The organism is Rhodococcus sp. 2G, assembly GCF_001886355.1.
GTDB classification, from domain to species: domain Bacteria; phylum Actinomycetota; class Actinomycetes; order Mycobacteriales; family Mycobacteriaceae; genus Rhodococcus; species Rhodococcus pyridinivorans.
The window spans coordinates 4,335,850-4,350,911 of the sequence record NZ_CP018063.1; the positions used below are offsets into that span (position 1 = coordinate 4,335,850).

A 15,062-nucleotide genomic window follows, 5' to 3' on the forward strand; every position below is an offset into this window, starting at 1 on the left:
GACCGGAGAGCGTGTCCCGCGCCGCCTGTCCTGCCCGGGAAGCGGGCAATGGCACCATGGTGGGGTGACTTCACCGCATCAGACAGCAACGGCCACGCTCCACACGAACCGCGGCGACATCGCGATTGCGCTTTTCGGCAACCACGCGCCGAAGACCGTCGAGAACTTCGTCGGCCTGGCTCAGGGCACCAAGGAGTACAAGACCCAGAACGCCAAGGGCGAGACCAGCGGTCCGTTCTACGACGGCGCGGTCTTCCACCGCGTCATCGACGGCTTCATGATCCAGGGTGGCGACCCCACCGGCACCGGCCGCGGCGGCCCGGGCTACCAGTTCGCCGACGAGTTCCACCCCGAGCTGCAGTTCGACCGCGGCTACCTGCTCGCGATGGCGAACGCCGGCCCGGGCACCAACGGCTCGCAGTTCTTCATCACCGTCGGCCCGACCCCGCACCTCAACCGTCGCCACACCATCTTCGGTGAGGTCGTCGACGCCGAGTCGAAGAAGGTCGTCGACGCGATCGCGACCACCGCCACCGACCGCGCCGATCGCCCGGTCGACGACGTCGTGATCAACAGCATCACCATCTCCTGAGAGAGTTCCCATGACGAACCCCGGCTGGGGCTCCGCGGCCGAGGGTGGTGGCCCGCAACCCCAGCCGCGGTGCGTTCGCCATCCCGACCGCCCGACCCTTCTCGCCTGCTCCCGATGCGGCCGGCCCGCGTGCCCCGAGTGCCTGCGTCCCGCCTCGGTCGGTCAGCACTGCGTCGACTGCGTCGCCGCGGCCGAACGGTCGACACCGCAGGCCCGAACCATCGCCGGCGCACCCGTCCGTTCCGATCGGCCCTCGCCGATCATGACGTACGTGCTCATCGCGCTGAATGTGCTCGTCTTCGGCATCACCGCCGCGCAGTCGGGCAGCGTGATGACCAACGAGCAGGACTCGGCGCTGTTCCTCGACTGGGCGTTGTGGCCGCCCATCATCGCCGCGCACGGCGAGTACATCCGGATCCTCGGCAGCGGATTCCTGCACTTCGGCCTGCTCCATCTGGCCGTCAACATGTTCGCCCTGTGGGTGATCGGACGCGACACCGAACTCGTGCTCGGACGCGCCCGGTACCTCTCGGTCTACCTCGTGTCGATCCTCGGCGGGTCCGCCGCAGTGATGTTCATGGAGACCGGAGCGGTCACCGCCGGAGCGTCGGGAGCGGTCTTCGGTCTGCTCGGCGCGCAGGCCGTCATCCTGCTGCGCCTGCGTCGCAGCCCGGCACCCGTGCTGACCATCGTCGGCCTCAACGTGATCATCAGCATCACCGTCCCGGGCATCTCCCTGTGGGGTCACCTGGGCGGTCTCGTCGCCGGTGCCGCCGCGACAGCGGCCCTGCTCTACGCCCCGCAGTATCTCGGTGCCGGCACCGACCGGGACCGCATCGTGCGCACCGGATGGATCGCGCTGGTCGCGGTCGTCGCGGTGACGCTGGTCGCGATCGTGCTCGCCGTCGTGCGGCTACGCGATCAACTGGGTGTCTGATCGGGCGCGAGATCGCGCATCGCCAGCGCGGCGTGCACGTTCCGCGGGTCGGTGCCCAGATCCCACCGGCCGAAGATCATCAGGTTCTCCGTGCCGGTCGCGGGGTCGATCGTGTCGATCTCGAGCATCGGCACGCGCCGCCCGAAGCGCGGGTACTCGACGATACGCACGCGGTGCAGGGCCGCGCGCGGGAACTCGCGACGACCCGTCAACCGCATCGTCGCGATCCCCGTTCCTCCGGGGAGCACTTCGAGACGCGGACGCTGCCGCAGCGCGAGCGCGACCATCACGAGGACGAGCACCGCCGCGAAACCCACCAGTACGCGACCGGCCGCGTCGGGAACCGCAACCGCGGCGGTCACGGCCAAGGCGATACCGGCGGCCGACAACGCCGCTATCGCGGCGGGCGGCGTCGCCCACCGCAGCGGTGTCTCGTCGGGCATCTGCGTCCTCTTCCGATCCGTTCCCCGGGGACCTCTCACCGGGTTGTGCACAGTGTTATCCCCAGGTGGGGATGAATAACATCGGTGTAACCCGAGCGGGGTGGAGGTCAGCGCCAGTTCATCGTCATGATCAGACCGACCACCATGAACCCGAAACCGATCAGGAAGTTCCAGGCACCGAGATCGTTCATCCACGTGATCTGCTCGGCCGCGAGGTAGTAGACGATCAGCCACAGCAACCCGATGACCATCAGGGCGAGCATCACCGTCACGTACAACGTGCTCGACGGCGTGCCCTTGACCTTCACCGGTGTGCGGCTCACCGTCCGGGTCGCGGAGACGTCCTTCTTGCGAACCTTCGACTTGGGCATGGTGTCCTCGTTCTCACGTCTCCACCCGTCGTACACGGATGGAGTGGTCGGTCAACTACCTGTTGAGATCACGCTAACGTAAGGCCAGGATCGGAGGTACGACGTGTCGGAACGACGACTGCGCGCGCCCGTGTGGGGTGTCGCGACCCTCGTCGTCTGCCTCGTGGCCGGTCTGCTCGTGGGTACCACCCGCGGAGTGTCCGAAGGCGACGAACTGCGCGCCGGCGACTCCCCGCGACTGTCCGATCTGGTCCGGGCCGCGCAGGAGAAGGCCGACGAACTGGCCGCCACCCGAGACGATCTCACTACCCGCATCGACGAACTCCAGGACCGTGCCGCGGTGAACGACGAGGACGTCGCCGCGGTGCTCGACGACCTGTCCGCGATCGAGGACCCGGCCGGACTCGTGGCCCGCCGCGGTCCGGGCGTGACCGTCACTCTCACCGACGCACCCCGCGACGCCAACGGACGCTATCCGTCCGGTGCCTCACCCGACGATCTCGTCGTGCACCAGCAGGACGTGCAGAGCGTGCTCAACGCGATGTGGGCCGGCGGTGCCGAGGCCGTGGCCATGCAGGATCAGCGGATCGTCGCGACGTCGGCGCCACGCTGCATCGGCAACACGCTGCTGCTGCACGGACGCACCTACTCACCGCCCTATGTCGTCACCGCGCTCGGCGACCCGGCACGGCTGCAGGCCGCGCTCGACGCCGAGCCCGGTATCCGCATCTACAAGCAGTACGCGGCCCGCTATCAACTCGGCTACACGCAGCAGGCGTCGGAGGAACTGTCGGTACCCGCCTACACCGGTAGTTCGTCCGCGCGCTGAGCGGTGCCCGGGAGCACTGTCCGAATCGGGCCACCGGGCGGGTCGCCCTCTGCCGGCCACCGGGCGGGTCGCCCTCTGCCGGCCACCGGGCGGGTCGCCCTCTACCGGCCACCGGGCGGGTCGCCCTCTACCGGCCACTGAGTACCCTCGTCTCATGCGCATTCTCGTCGTCGACAACTACGACAGCTTCGTCTTCAACCTGGTCCAGTATCTGGGGCAGCTCGGAACGACGGCCGACGTGTGGCGCAACGATGACGAGCGGCTCACCGCACCGGGTGCTCTCGCGCGGGTCGCGAAGGAGTACGACGGCATCCTCCTCAGCCCAGGGCCGGGCACACCCGAACGCGCCGGGGCGAGCATCGATCTGGTCAAGGCATGTGCCGACAGCAGCACTCCGCTGCTCGGTGTGTGCCTCGGCCACCAGTCCATCGGTGTCGCGTTCGGCGCGACCGTCGATCGCGCCCCCGAGCTGCTGCACGGCAAGACCAGCCTGGTTCGTCACAACGGTGCCGGTGTGCTCGCGGGCCTGCCCGATCCGTTCACCGCGACCCGCTACCACTCGCTGACCGTGCTGCCCGAGACGATGCCCGCCGAACTCGAGCCCACCGGCCACACGGAGACCGGCATCGTCATGGCCCTGCGTCACGCCGAGCTGCCGATCCACGGTGTGCAGTTCCACCCCGAATCGGTGCTCACCCAGGGTGGTCACCGCATGCTCGCGAACTGGCTCGCGGCCTGCGGCGAGGCACCGGACGAGACGCTCGTCGCGCGCCTCGAGGCGCAGATGGCACGCGCGCTCGACGGCGGAGCCGCCTGACGCACCCCATTTCCGACGAGAAAGGCGCCGGTCCTTCGAGGATCGGCGCCTTTCGTCGAAAGCTCGTTCAGCGGATGCCGAGCACACCGACGCCCACGGTGAGGGGCTGGTTTTTCGAGATCTCCGAACCCGGCGGCTGGGCCTGCGTGATCACGGTGCCGACGAGATCGACATCGAGTGTCGCCTCACGCGTCTGCTGGAGCTGAGAGGCGTTGCCCGTCCAGCCGGCGCCGCGCAGAGCGGCGAGTGCATCCGACACCGACCGGTTGGTGACGACGGGCATCTCGATGCGGTCGCCGTTGGACACCCGCACCGTCACCGTCGACCCCTGTTCGGTGGAGGCGCCACCGGCCGGACTCGTCGACACGACGGTGCCCTCGGTCTCGCTGGAGTCGATGTTCTCGACGACGACCTCGAAACCGGCACCCTCGATGTTGTCGCTCGCCACCTCGACGGTCTGGCCCACGACGTTGGGGACGCGCACCAGTTCGGGGCCGGATCCCAAAGTGATGGTGATGGGGCTGTCGCGGTCGACGCTGGCTCCCGCACCGGGGCTCTGGTCGACGACGAGGTCCTCGTCGTCGGCATTCGACGGAGCACGTCCGACGTTCGGGTCGAGCCGGAGACCAGCGGCGGACAGCTCCTGGGCTGCGCGTTCCTGCGTCATTCCTTCGAGCCGCGGGATCTGCACCTGTTCCGGTCCTGTCGAGACCTCGAGGGTGACGGTCGAACCCTCCTCGGCCTGGCTCCCGGGCACGGGACGGGTGTTGATGACGTTGCCGTTCGCGACGACCGGATCGCTCTTCTGCTGGATCGAGACCCGGAAGCCGGCGTTCTGCAGCTGGCTCTCGGCGAGCTCGGCGGAGACGTTGCGGACGTCGGGCACCGTGACCTGGGCGGCCGTCGAACCGGGTCCGAGCGACCACAGGAAGACGCCGACGATACCGACCACGGCGAGCGCGGCGATGCCGAGCAGCACCTTTTTGAGAACTGAGCCGCCGCCGGAATCCTCGGCGGGTGCCCCGGCGGCACCGGCGGCCGCGACGCGGCCGTGCCGCCCCGTGTTGTTGTCGACGGAGTCGATCAGCGTCGTGCGGTCCTCGTCGGTCATCACCATCGGCGCACTCGGACGCTGCCCGCTCAGCACGCGGATCAGGTCGCTGCGCATCTCCGCAGCCGACTGGTAGCGGTTCGCGGGGTTCTTCGCCATCGCCTTGAGGATCACCGAGTCGAGCTCGGGCGGCACCGACGAATTCACCGATGACGGCAGCGGCGGATCCTCCCGCACGTGCTGGTAGGCCACCGCGACGGGCGAGTCGCCTTTGAAGGGGGGCTCGCCGGTGAGGATCTCGAACAGGACGCAGCCCACCGAGTACACGTCGGACCGGGCGTCGACCTGTTCACCGCGCGCCTGCTCCGGGGAGAGGTACTGCGCGGTGCCGATCACCGCGGCGGTCTGCGTCATCGGGCTCGCGGCGTCGGAGATGGCCCGGGCGATGCCGAAGTCCATGACCTTCACCGCGCCGGCCTTGTTGATCATGACGTTGGCCGGCTTCACGTCGCGGTGCACGATCATGTTGCGGTGGCTGAAGTCCAGGGCCGCGCACACGTCGGCGATGATCTCCATCGCCCGCTTGGGGGTCATCGGCCCGTCGGCGCGCACGATGTCGCGCAGCGTGTCGCCCTCGACGTACTCCATGACGATGTACGGGAGCGGCCCGGCCTCGGTCTCGGCCTCACCGGTGTCGTAGACGGCGACGATCGCCGGATGGTTCAGCGCAGCGGCATTCTGCGCTTCGCGCCGAAAGCGCAGGTAGAACGTGGGGTCGCGTGCGAGGTCGGCGCGCAACACCTTGATGGCCACATCCCGGCCGAGCCGCAGATCCCGCGCGAGGTGCACCTCGGACATACCGCCGAAGCCGAGGATCTCACCCAGCTCGTAGCGGGAGGAGAGCTTGCGGGGTGTGGTCATGACGTTCCTTGGTTGTTCGTACCGTTGCTGGTTTCGGATGAATTGTCGTCCCCTCCACCGGCGGCCTCGGGGTCGGTCTCGTCGTCGCCGTTACCCTCCGCGCCGCCCGTGCCGCCGTCGCCGCCACCCGTGTCCTCCGCTGTGGTGGTGGTCGTCGTCGTGGTCGGGGCGGTCGTGGTGGTGGGCGGTTGCGTCGTGGTCGGCTCGGTCGTCGGCTCCACCGTGGTCGTCGGCGGCTGCGTCGTCGTCGTGGTCGGAGGAGGCGTGAAGGTCTCCGTCTCGACGGGCGGCGGCAGCGGCACGAACGTCGTCGTGGTGGTCAGCGGCGGACGGGTCGTCGTGGTGGTCGCGCGGGTCGTGGTGAGTTGCGTCGTCGGAGACGGAGCGCGCGGGGTCTCCTCGTCGTCGCCACCCAACAGCACGATTCCCAGCGTCACGAGGGCGAGCACCACTGCCGCACCTGCGGCCCAGGCCAGCGCTGTGGGACTCGGGGACCGTCGTCCGTCATCGTCGGCGGGCACTCCCGTAGTCGGCGGACCTGCCACCGGCGGACGGCCGGCGGTCGGCGGCTGAGCCGAGCGGGGAACCGACGAATAGGCCGTCTGGTCGTACTGCGTCGGGTGCAGGGCACGGGTCGAAGAAGTGTGGGCCGTCGTCCCGGGCACGCCGGGCGGAAGCACGCGGTTGGCGCTGGTCACCGGCGGCACGTTGCCGGGCGGGGGCACGGGCCGTCCGGACCGCACCGCAGCGACGGCGTTGGCGAATTCGCCACCGTTCGAATAGCGGTAGGCCGGGTCCTTCGACATCGCGATCTCTATGAGTTCGCGCACCTCGGGCGGAAGATCCGTCGGCAGCGGCGCCGGGGTCTCCTGGACATGCTTCATCGCGACGGTCACGACGCTGTCGCCGAGGAACGGACGGCGTCCCGACAGCACCTCGTAGCCGACGACGGCCAGCGAGTACACGTCGCTCGCGGACGTCGCCTCCTGACCCAGTGCCTGCTCGGGAGCGATGTACTGTGCGGTGCCCATCACCATGCCGGTGCGGGTGACCGGGGAGGCGTCGACTGCCTTCGCGATACCGAAGTCGGTGATCTTCACCTGGCCCGTCGGGGTGATGAGGATGTTGCCGGGCTTGACGTCGCGGTGCACCACGCCGGCGTTGTGGGCCGCCTGCAGGGCGCGTCCGGTCTGCTCGAGCATGTCGAGCGCGTGCGGTAGCGACAGGCGTCCGAGCCGCGACAGGACGGCGTTGAGCGGTTCGCCGTGTACGAGTTCCATCACGAGATAGGCGATGGACTGGCCCTCGGCGTCGGTGGTCTCGCCGTAGTCGAACACCCCGGCGATGCCGGGATGGTTGAGCTGGGCGGTGGTGCGGGCCTCGAAACGGAACCGGGCGAGGAAGTCCTCGTCGCCGGACAACTCGGCCTTGAGGACCTTCACCGCGACCCGCCGGTCGAGCCGGGTGTCGAGTCCTTCCCACACCTGACCCATTCCGCCGGTCGCGATGAGTCGCTGGAGACGGTAACGGTCGGCGATCATGGCGCCGCTGCTCAGAGCCATGTCAGCCTCCCTGTAATCCGGCCGAGATGACGGCCCGTCCGATCGGGGCGGCCACCGAACCGCCGGTCGCGGCGAGTGCTCGGTCGCCGCCGTCCTCCACGATCACCGCGACGGCGATGCGGGGTTGTTGTGCAGGTGCGAATGCGATGTACCAGGTGTGCGGCGGGGTGTTCCGCGGATCGTTGCCGTGTTCCGCGGTGCCCGTCTTCGACGCGATCTGCACACCCTGGATGGCACCGCCACCGCCGGCGTTGTTCTCGGCACCGATCATCAGGTCGGTGAGGGTCGCCGAGACCTCCGGCGAGATCGCCTGGCCCAGCGATTCGGGCTTGGTCTCCTCGAGCACCGTCAGGTCGGGCCCCTGCCGACGGTCGACGAGATACGGCTTCATGCGCACCCCGCCGTTGGCGATGGTCGCGGCGATCGACGCGTTCTGCAACGGAGTGAGGGCCACATCCCGCTGGCCGATGCTCGACTGGCCGAGTGCCGCGCCGTCCGGGATGGGGCCGACGGTGCTCGCCGCGACGGGCAGCGGGACGTCGAGGGTCTCGCCGATGCCGAGCTTCTCCGCCTGCGAGACCAGGGCCTCGCGTCCGTCGTCGATGCCCATCTCGACGAAGGCCGTGTTGCACGACCGCGCGAACGCCTCCCGCAGCGTCACCGTCGATGCGTCGCCGCACGCGGCCCCGCCGTAGTTCTCGAGGGTCGTCGCGGTGTCGGGCAGGGTGATCTGCGGCGCTGCGGTGAACTGCGTGTCGGGGGTGACGCCGTTCTCGAGCGCGGCCGCCGTCACGACGACCTTGAAGGTCGAGCCCGGAGGGTAGGTCTGGGAGATCGCGCGGTTGAGCATCGGCTTCTCGGGATCGGCGTTGAGCTCGTCCCAGGCCTGCGAGGTCGCGGCGCCGTCGTGTCCCGACAACCGGTTGGGGTCGTAACTCGGCGTGCTCACCATCCCGAGGATCCTGCCGGTGCTCGGTTCGATCGCGACCACCGAGCCCGTGTAACCCTTCGAGGTCAGCTCGTCGTAGGCCACCTGCTGAACGACCGGATCGATCGTGGACACGACGTTTCCGCCGCGCGGGTTGCGACCCGACACCAGGTCGAACAGTCGACGTCCGAACAGCAGGTTGTCGGAACCGTTGAGCAGCGAATCCTCGGACCGTTCGAGTCCGGTGCTGCCGTATTGCATCGAGTAGAAGCCGGTCACCGGCGCGTAGGCCAGCGGGCTCATCGGCTGGGTCGGCGGCGCCGGGTATTCGCGCAGGTACTTGTAGCGGCTGTCGGTGGGCACCGACACCGCGAGAGCCTGACCGGCCGCGACGATCTGTCCGCGCTGACGGGAGTACTCGTCGATCAGCACACGCGAGTTGCGCGGATCGGTACGGAGATCGTCGGCCTTGATGACCTGCACGTAGGTGGCGTTTGCGAGCAGCGCGACGACCATGAACATCACGGCCATCGCGACCTTGCGGAGCGGACCGTTCATTCGCGCCCCATCATTTCCGTCTTGGCCTCGGCGATCGGCGTGGGCGCCTTCTTACGGGGGATCGCGGGTTGGCGGGCAGCGTGCGAGATCTTCATCAACAGAGCCAGGAGCAGATAGTTTGCGAGCAGCGACGAACCACCGTAGGACACGAACGGTGTGGTCAGGCCGGTCAGGGGGATCAACTTCGTGACACCGCCGACCACCACGAACAGCTGGACGGCGAGGGTGAACGACAGGCCGGCGGCGAGCAGCTTGCCGAAGCTGTCGCGCACCGCCAGCGCCGTGCGCATGCCGCGGACGACGAGGATCAGGAACAACAGCAGGATGGCGGCCAGGCCGATCAGGCCGAGTTCCTCACCGATCGCGGCGACGATGAAGTCGGTCTTCGCGAACGGCACCTGCCCCGGCCGTCCGCTGCCCAGGCCGGTGCCGGCGACCCCGCCGGTCGCGAGACCGAACAGCGACTGGGAGATCTGGTAGCCGGTGTTGTTGTAGTCGGCGAGCGGATCGAGCCAGGTCTCCACGCGCACCCGCACGTGACCGAACATCTGGTACGCCGCGTAGAAGCCGACGGCGAGCAACGAGAATCCGATGATCAGCCAGCCGACACGTTCGGTCGCGATGTAGAGCATCACCAGCACGGTGGTGAACAGCAGCAGCGACGTGCCGAGGTCCTTCTCGAAGACCATCACACCGATCGAGATGATCCAGGCCGCCAGGATCGGGCCGAGATCGCGGGCGCGGGGGAAGTCCATCCCCAGGAAGTGCTTGCCTGCGGTGGTGAACAGGTCGCGCTTCGCCACGAGGACCGATGCGAAGAAGATGATCAGCAGGATCTTCGCGAACTCGCCGGGCTGGATGCTGAAACCGGGCAGCCGGATCCAGATCTTGGCGCCGTTGACCTCGGAGAACCTGCTCGGCAGCAGGGCCGGGATCGCGAGTGCGATCAGGCCGATGAGACCGAGCGTGTAGCTGAACCGCGCGAGCAGACGGTAGTCGTGCAGGAACACGAGCACGACGATGAACAGCGCGATGCCGAGCGCCGTCCACAGCACCTGCTGCGTCGCATCGGGCGACGGCGGCGGCAGGCCCATGTAACGGGCGTTCTCCTGATCGGACAGGTCGAGCCGGTGGATGAGCACGAGTCCGAGACCGTTGAGCAGCGCGACGATCGGCAACAGCAGGGGATCGGCGTACTTCGCGAAGCGCCGGACCGCGAGGTGCGCGGCGAGGAACAGCGCAGCGAAGGTCACCCCGTACTTGAGCAGGTCGAGGGTCAGCGCCTGCTCCATCGAGACCTCGACGAGCATGAGCGACACCGTCGTGACACCGATGGCCGCGACGATCAGGGCCAGTTCGGTGTTGCGCCGGGTCGACTGGACGGGCGCCGGGGCGAAACCTCCCGGAGGGCTCGGGAAGTCCCCCACACCATGGGACACCGACATCAGGCGCCCACCCTGCAGTTCTGACCGGGGATCTGGGGCGCGGGCTCGGGAGCCGGCTCCGTGTTCGGAGCGGGTTCGCCGGGAGTCGGCTCGCCGGGCTGGGGTTCGCCGGGGAGCGGTTCACCGGGCTGGGAGGCCGGTGCCGGTTCGCCCGGCTGCGGCTCACCGGGCGCCGGGGGCTGCACCGCGGGTGTCTCGGTGGGCGGGGTGCCGTTCGGTCCGGGATCCGGCGCCGGCTCGCCCGGCCCGGGGGCCGGTGCGGGAGTGGGCTCGGGTTCCTCCGGGGTGCACACCGGCAGCAGGTCCAGTTCGGCGAGCCGCTGCATCTGCTCGCGGGTGTCGTCGAGCGACCCCGACGGAAGACCGGCACGGACCTGTTCGCGGGCGGCAGGCCACAGATCGTCGACGAGCATCACCCGGCACGACGCGCTGGCGGGGTCGACGAGCGTGAGGTCGCCCTCGTCGGTGACGCACCCGACGCGCGCGGCCTCCTGCAGCGAGTAGCCGAAGACGTCGCCGGGGATGCCGCGCAGCACGGTCACGCGACCGTCGTCGGCGCCGACGTAGTAGTTGTTGCGGATCAGCTGGCGGCCGACGAACAGACCACCGACCAGCACCGCGATGATCACGACGGCGGCGACCGGCCACCACAGGCGGCTGCGCTTCTTCTTCGGCGCCGGCTCCGGGGTCTTGTTGATGACCCGCTTCGGGGTGGCGCGCGGTGGCCGCATCGCGGCGGCGCGACCCGCTGCGGTGTTCGGCGGGGGAGTGTCCTCGTCGTCGTCCGCGGATGCCGCTCCGGCGACGATGGGATGCGACTGGCCGTAGTCGAGATCGATCACGTCGGCGACGACCACGGTGACGTTGTCGGGGCCGCCGCTGCGCAGCGCCAGCTCGATGAGCCGGTCGGCGCACTCGTCGTGCGTGCCCTGCCGCATGGTGTCGGCGATCGTCTCGTCGCTGACGACGTCGGACAGACCGTCGGAGCACACGAGGTAGCGGTCGCCGGCGCGGGCCTCGCGCACGGTGAGGGTCGGTTCGACCTCGCTGCCCGTCAGGGCGCGCATGATCAACGACCGCTGCGGGTGCGTGTGCGCCTGCTCGGGGGTGATGCGGCCCTCGTCCACGAGCGACTGCACGAAGGTGTCGTCGCGGGTGATCTGGGTGAGCTGGTCGTCGCGCAGCAGATAGGCGCGGGAATCGCCGATGTGGGCGAGTCCGAGTTTGCTGCCTGCGAAGAGGATGGCCGTGAGCGTCGTGCCCATGCCGTCGAGTTCGGGTTCTTCCTCGACCTGGTCGGCGATGGAGGCGTTGCCTTCGCGGACGGCCGCGGCGAGCTTGCCGAGGAGGTCGCCGCCCGGCTCGTCGTCGTCGAGGTGGGCGAGCGCCGCGATCATCAGCTGTGAGGCGACCTCACCGGCCGCGTGGCCGCCCATGCCGTCGGCGAGGGCGAGCAGGCGGGCACCGGCGTAGACGGAGTCCTCGTTGTTGGAGCGCACGAGGCCGCGATCGCTGCGGGCGGCATAACGGAGTACGAGGGTCACGGGCGGAGCTCGATCACGGTCTTGCCCACCCGGACCGGGGTTCCGAGCGGGACACGGACAGCGGTGGTGACCTTCGCGCGGTCGAGATACGTGCCGTTCGTCGACCCCAGGTCTTCGACGTACCAGTCGGAACCTCGTGGCGACAGGCGTGCGTGGCGCGTGGATGCGTAGTCGTCGGTCAGCACGAGTGTGGAGTCGTCGGCACGGCCGATGAGAACCGGCTGGGTGCCGAGCGTGATCCTCGTGCCGGCCAGCGCGCCCTGCGTGACCACCAGGTACTTGGCGGTCTTGTTACGGCTCAGCGTCGGCAGCACCGACTGCTTGGGCGAGTAACGCGGGAGCGGTCGCGCGGCACCGGCGTAGATGTCGGACCGGAGCGTGCGCAACACCGCCCATACGAACAACCACAGCAGGAGGAGGAATCCCGCTCGGGTCAGCTGCAGAATCAGCCCCTGCACGGTGCATCCTCCTTCGGGGTAGTCGACCGGTCGTATTCCAGGTCGTGCGGTCACTCACAATACGGACACCGGACGACTCCATGCAGCGTCCGACGCGCTGTCACACGCGTCGGACGGTATGAACGGGTCCGGTAGGTCTTTCGATACCGGCTGATCAGAGGATGCGCACGAGGATTTCGGAGTGCCCGGCGCGAATCACGTCACCATCGGCGAGCTGCCAGTCCTGCACCGAGGCGCCGTTGACCGTCGTGCCGTTCGTCGACCCGAGATCGGAGAGCATCGCGACCTGGCCGTCCCAGCGGATGTCGATGTGGCGACGCGAGACGCCGGTGTCGGGCAAGCGGAACTGTGCGTCCTGGCCGCGGCCGATGATGTTGCTGCCCTCGCGGAGCTGGTAGTAGCGGCCGCTGCCGTCCTCGAGCTGGAGCGTCGCGGTCAGCACCCGGCCGGCGGCGGGGGACTGGTAGCCGGCCTGCTGGTAACCCTGGTCGTAGCCGGGGGCCGCGGCGGCGTAGCCCTGGTCGTAACCGCCCTGCTGCGCGCCGTACTGCTGGTCGTAACCCGGCTGTGCGTAGCTCTGCTGGCCGTAGGCCTGCTGGTCGTAGCCGCCCTGCTGGTAGCCCTGGTCCTGGTAGGCCTGGTCGTAACCGGGCTGTGCGTAACCCTGCTGGCCGTACGCCTGCTGGTCGTACCCGCCCTGCTGCGGGTAGTCCTGGCCGTACGCCTGCGGCTGGGCGTCTCGAGCGCCGTAGGCCTGCTGGTCGTAGCCACCCTGGTCGTAGCCGCCCTGCTGGTAGTCCTGCTCGCTGTAGGCCTGGCCGTACGCCTGCTGGTCGTAACCGCCCTGCTGGTCGTAACCGCCCTGCTGGTCGTAACCGCCGGGAGCCTGGTCGTAGCCGGCGTTGCCGTAGCCCTGGTTGTAGCGCTGCTCCTGGCCGACGTGCGCGTGACCGTTGCGTGCGTACTGCGGTTCCGCCTCGGCGGGGTCACGGCTGGGGTCGTAGCCGGGGTTCTGCGTCATTGGGCCAGCTCCTGGTTCAGAGGTCACGGGTGGGCGGTTCTGCGGGTTCCGCGGTGACGGAGCACGCGTCGCTGAGCGCCCCGCATCGGGATCTACCGAGCCGCGAGTCCGGAACTGCCCGGTGTGCAGTGCCGACGACGACTCGAAGACGACTTGGATCTCACCGTATGTCTGCCATCCCTGTTCTCGGATGAAGTCCTCAAGGTGACGGGAGAATGCCTTCACAGTCAAGTCCCGATCCGCTGCGAGGGCGTCGTGATCGGTTTCGCTGATCGTGATGACGTAGTGATTGGGGGCGAGCATGTGGCCCCGATCGAGCTGTCGGACGCCGTCCGTTGCCTCCTGCTGCAGCGCCGCCTCGACTTCCTGGGGCACGACACCTCCGCCGAACACGCGGGCGAAAGCGTCGCCGATCGCGGCCTGGAGTTTGCGCTCGAAGCGCTGGGCGATGCCCATGGCGACCCCCTTTCCGTACTCAGCGTGTCGCAATGCAGATCTCGTCACTGCATGGTATCCACTTTTCCCCGGATTCGACCCTGCGGTATGCGGCACGTCTCGCCCGGATGTGCTCGGCGATCGAGCCGGAAGTGTTCGCGGCCCTCTGACCAGGCGAATAGTTGTTCGGCTCCGGTGTGTGTTACTGTTTTCGGCGTTGCTCGGGCGAGTGGCGGAATGGCAGACGCGCTGGCTTCAGGTGCCAGTGTCCTTCGGGACGTGGGGGTTCAAGTCCCCCTTCGCCCACAGTGTGCAGTTCCACGAACTGCGACGGACGAGGTCACGAACTCTTCGGAGATCGTGACCTCGTTTTCGTTTGTCCGGCCCCGATCCGATGCCCTTTTCGGCCGTGCTTTACTGGGGCGGTGATGGCCCGGTGACTCCCAACACGGCAGATATCGGCGCGATCCTCATCAGCTCGCGCTCCCTGGACGAGTACCGGTCGATGTTCGACCTCTCCGACGACGATCTGTCGCGGAGGATCCTGGACTGCCCGGCCGGCGCGGCGGGCTTCACCGCCGTGGTGAACCGCCTCGGTGGTGACGTGACGGCCTGCGACACGGCCTACTCCGACTCCGACGCTGAGCACCTCACCGTCGTTGCCGCTGCTGAGGCCGAGCGCGGGAACCGGTACATCCGGGACCACGCCGAGAACTACGACTGGACGTTCTTCGCCGACCCCGACGAACACGCACGGGTGCGGCGGCAGGCGGTCCGGGATTTCGCCGAGGACATCCGTCGGCATCCGCACCGATATGTCGCCGGGTGGTTGCCGTCCCTGCCGTTCCCCGATGCGGCATTCGATCTCGTGCTCAGTTCGCACCTGCTGTTCAGCTACGCCGACCGACTCGACCGCACCTTCCACCTCGACGCGATCCGGGAACTGATGCGTGTCGCCCGGGACGAACTGCGCATCTTCCCGCTCGTGGAGTCCGGAACCTCGGTCCTCTGCCCCTACCTGGACGAACTGCTCACCGACCTCCGGGAACACGGCATCGACGGTGAGGTCGTGGAGGTCGACTACCGATTCCAGAAGGGCGCCCACCACATGCTGGTGTGCCGCCGCATCGGGTTTCCCTGAGCGAAAGGA

14 protein-coding genes and 1 tRNA gene are annotated in these 15,062 nt (G+C 68.6%); 6 read left to right on the top strand and 9 right to left on the bottom strand.

Going from position 1 to position 15,062, the window contains the following annotated elements; all coding sequences use genetic code 11:
• Positions 1-64 precede the first annotated feature (64 nt).
• Together BO226_RS20615 and BO226_RS20620 are read left to right on the top strand one after the other, a co-directional pair.
• Entirely contained in the window at positions 65-592 is a 528-nt protein-coding gene (locus tag BO226_RS20615) for a peptidylprolyl isomerase (RefSeq protein ID WP_024102562.1), read from the top strand.
• Positions 593-602: 10 nt separating this feature from the next.
• A complete protein-coding gene (locus BO226_RS20620; RefSeq protein WP_064256031.1) occupies positions 603-1,529 on the top strand; it encodes a rhomboid family intramembrane serine protease in 927 nt (308 codons plus the stop codon).
• Here the strand turns inward: BO226_RS20620 and BO226_RS20625 are convergent.
• Both BO226_RS20625 and crgA read right to left on the bottom strand, forming a co-directional pair.
• Entirely contained in the window at positions 1,514-1,972 is a 459-nt protein-coding gene (locus tag BO226_RS20625; protein WP_006550937.1) for a PH domain-containing protein, read from the bottom strand. The two genes, BO226_RS20620 and BO226_RS20625, sit on opposite strands and share 16 nt — an antisense overlap.
• Positions 1,973-2,079: 107 nt before the next feature.
• Complete coding sequence (gene crgA / locus BO226_RS20630; protein WP_006550938.1) at positions 2,080-2,343, bottom strand: cell division protein CrgA; 264 nt, start codon at positions 2,341-2,343, stop codon at positions 2,080-2,082.
• Between the two features lie 103 nt (positions 2,344-2,446).
• Here crgA and BO226_RS20635 point away from each other — a divergent pair, with 103 nt between their 5' ends.
• Both BO226_RS20635 and BO226_RS20640 read left to right on the top strand, forming a co-directional pair.
• On the top strand, positions 2,447-3,172 hold the full coding sequence (locus BO226_RS20635; protein WP_064256030.1) for a DUF881 domain-containing protein: 726 nt from the start codon (positions 2,447-2,449) through the stop codon (positions 3,170-3,172).
• 154 nt (positions 3,173-3,326) lie between these two features.
• Positions 3,327-3,989, top strand: a complete 663-nt coding sequence (locus BO226_RS20640; protein WP_006550940.1) for an aminodeoxychorismate/anthranilate synthase component II — start codon at positions 3,327-3,329, stop codon at positions 3,987-3,989.
• Between the two features lie 67 nt (positions 3,990-4,056).
• On the opposite strand, the gene pknB is transcribed toward BO226_RS20640, so the two are convergent.
• The 7 genes from pknB to BO226_RS20675 form a co-directional block, all read right to left on the bottom strand.
• The gene (pknB, locus tag BO226_RS20645; protein ID WP_006550941.1) at positions 4,057-5,961 is read right to left on the bottom strand and encodes a Stk1 family PASTA domain-containing Ser/Thr kinase; all 1,905 of its coding nucleotides are present in this window, start codon (positions 5,959-5,961) and stop codon (positions 4,057-4,059) included.
• On the bottom strand, positions 5,958-7,523 hold the full coding sequence (locus BO226_RS20650) for a serine/threonine-protein kinase (RefSeq protein ID WP_024102565.1): 1,566 nt from the start codon (positions 7,521-7,523) through the stop codon (positions 5,958-5,960). Before BO226_RS20650 ends, pknB begins: the two co-directional genes overlap by 4 nt.
• A 1-nt stretch (position 7,524) precedes the next feature.
• Positions 7,525-9,009, bottom strand: coding sequence for a peptidoglycan D,D-transpeptidase FtsI family protein (locus BO226_RS20655; RefSeq protein ID WP_006550943.1), 1,485 nt, complete (start codon positions 9,007-9,009; stop codon positions 7,525-7,527).
• On the bottom strand, positions 9,006-10,454 hold the full coding sequence (locus BO226_RS20660; RefSeq protein ID WP_006550944.1) for an FtsW/RodA/SpoVE family cell cycle protein: 1,449 nt from the start codon (positions 10,452-10,454) through the stop codon (positions 9,006-9,008). Before BO226_RS20660 ends, BO226_RS20655 begins: the two co-directional genes overlap by 4 nt.
• Positions 10,454-11,998 carry a PP2C family protein-serine/threonine phosphatase gene (locus BO226_RS20665; RefSeq protein ID WP_064256029.1) on the bottom strand — a complete coding sequence of 515 codons (1,545 nt, stop codon included), beginning with the start codon at positions 11,996-11,998 and terminating at the stop codon, positions 10,454-10,456. The genes BO226_RS20660 and BO226_RS20665 overlap by 1 nt, the downstream gene beginning before the upstream one ends.
• Positions 11,995-12,456: an FHA domain-containing protein FhaB/FipA gene (locus BO226_RS20670; RefSeq protein ID WP_006550946.1), complete on the bottom strand. Its 462-nt coding sequence runs from the start codon at positions 12,454-12,456 to the stop codon at positions 11,995-11,997. The genes BO226_RS20665 and BO226_RS20670 overlap by 4 nt, the downstream gene beginning before the upstream one ends.
• Before the next feature lie 154 nt (positions 12,457-12,610).
• Complete coding sequence (locus tag BO226_RS20675) at positions 12,611-13,933, bottom strand: DUF3662 and FHA domain-containing protein (protein WP_071935976.1); 1,323 nt, start codon at positions 13,931-13,933, stop codon at positions 12,611-12,613.
• A gap of 202 nt (positions 13,934-14,135) precedes the next feature.
• On the opposite strand from BO226_RS20675, the gene BO226_RS20680 reads away from it, so the two are divergent.
• Positions 14,136-14,218: transfer RNA gene (locus BO226_RS20680), tRNA-Leu, on the top strand.
• A 130-nt stretch (positions 14,219-14,348) separates the two neighbouring features.
• Positions 14,349-15,053: a methyltransferase domain-containing protein gene (locus BO226_RS20685; RefSeq protein ID WP_064256027.1), complete on the top strand. Its 705-nt coding sequence runs from the start codon at positions 14,349-14,351 to the stop codon at positions 15,051-15,053.
• Positions 15,054-15,062 lie beyond the last annotated feature (9 nt).

Bases quoted from the DNA above. Each gene is read 5' to 3' on its own strand.
- BO226_RS20620 (WP_064256031.1), top strand. From the start codon at position 603: ATGACGAACCCCGGCTGGGGCTCCGCGGCCGAGGGTGGTGGCCCGCAA.
- BO226_RS20625 (WP_006550937.1), bottom strand. From the start codon at position 1,972: ATGCCCGACGAGACACCGCTGCGGTGGGCGACGCCGCCCGCCGCGATA.
- crgA (WP_006550938.1), bottom strand. From the start codon at position 2,343: ATGCCCAAGTCGAAGGTTCGCAAGAAGGACGTCTCCGCGACCCGGACG.
- BO226_RS20640 (WP_006550940.1), top strand. From the start codon at position 3,327: ATGCGCATTCTCGTCGTCGACAACTACGACAGCTTCGTCTTCAACCTG.
- pknB (WP_006550941.1), bottom strand. From the start codon at position 5,961: ATGACCACACCCCGCAAGCTCTCCTCCCGCTACGAGCTGGGTGAGATC.
- BO226_RS20650 (WP_024102565.1), bottom strand. From the start codon at position 7,523: ATGGCTCTGAGCAGCGGCGCCATGATCGCCGACCGTTACCGTCTCCAG.
- BO226_RS20655 (WP_006550943.1), bottom strand. From the start codon at position 9,009: ATGAACGGTCCGCTCCGCAAGGTCGCGATGGCCGTGATGTTCATGGTC.
- BO226_RS20660 (WP_006550944.1), bottom strand. From the start codon at position 10,454: ATGTCGGTGTCCCATGGTGTGGGGGACTTCCCGAGCCCTCCGGGAGGT.
- BO226_RS20675 (WP_071935976.1), bottom strand. From the start codon at position 13,933: ATGGGCATCGCCCAGCGCTTCGAGCGCAAACTCCAGGCCGCGATCGGC.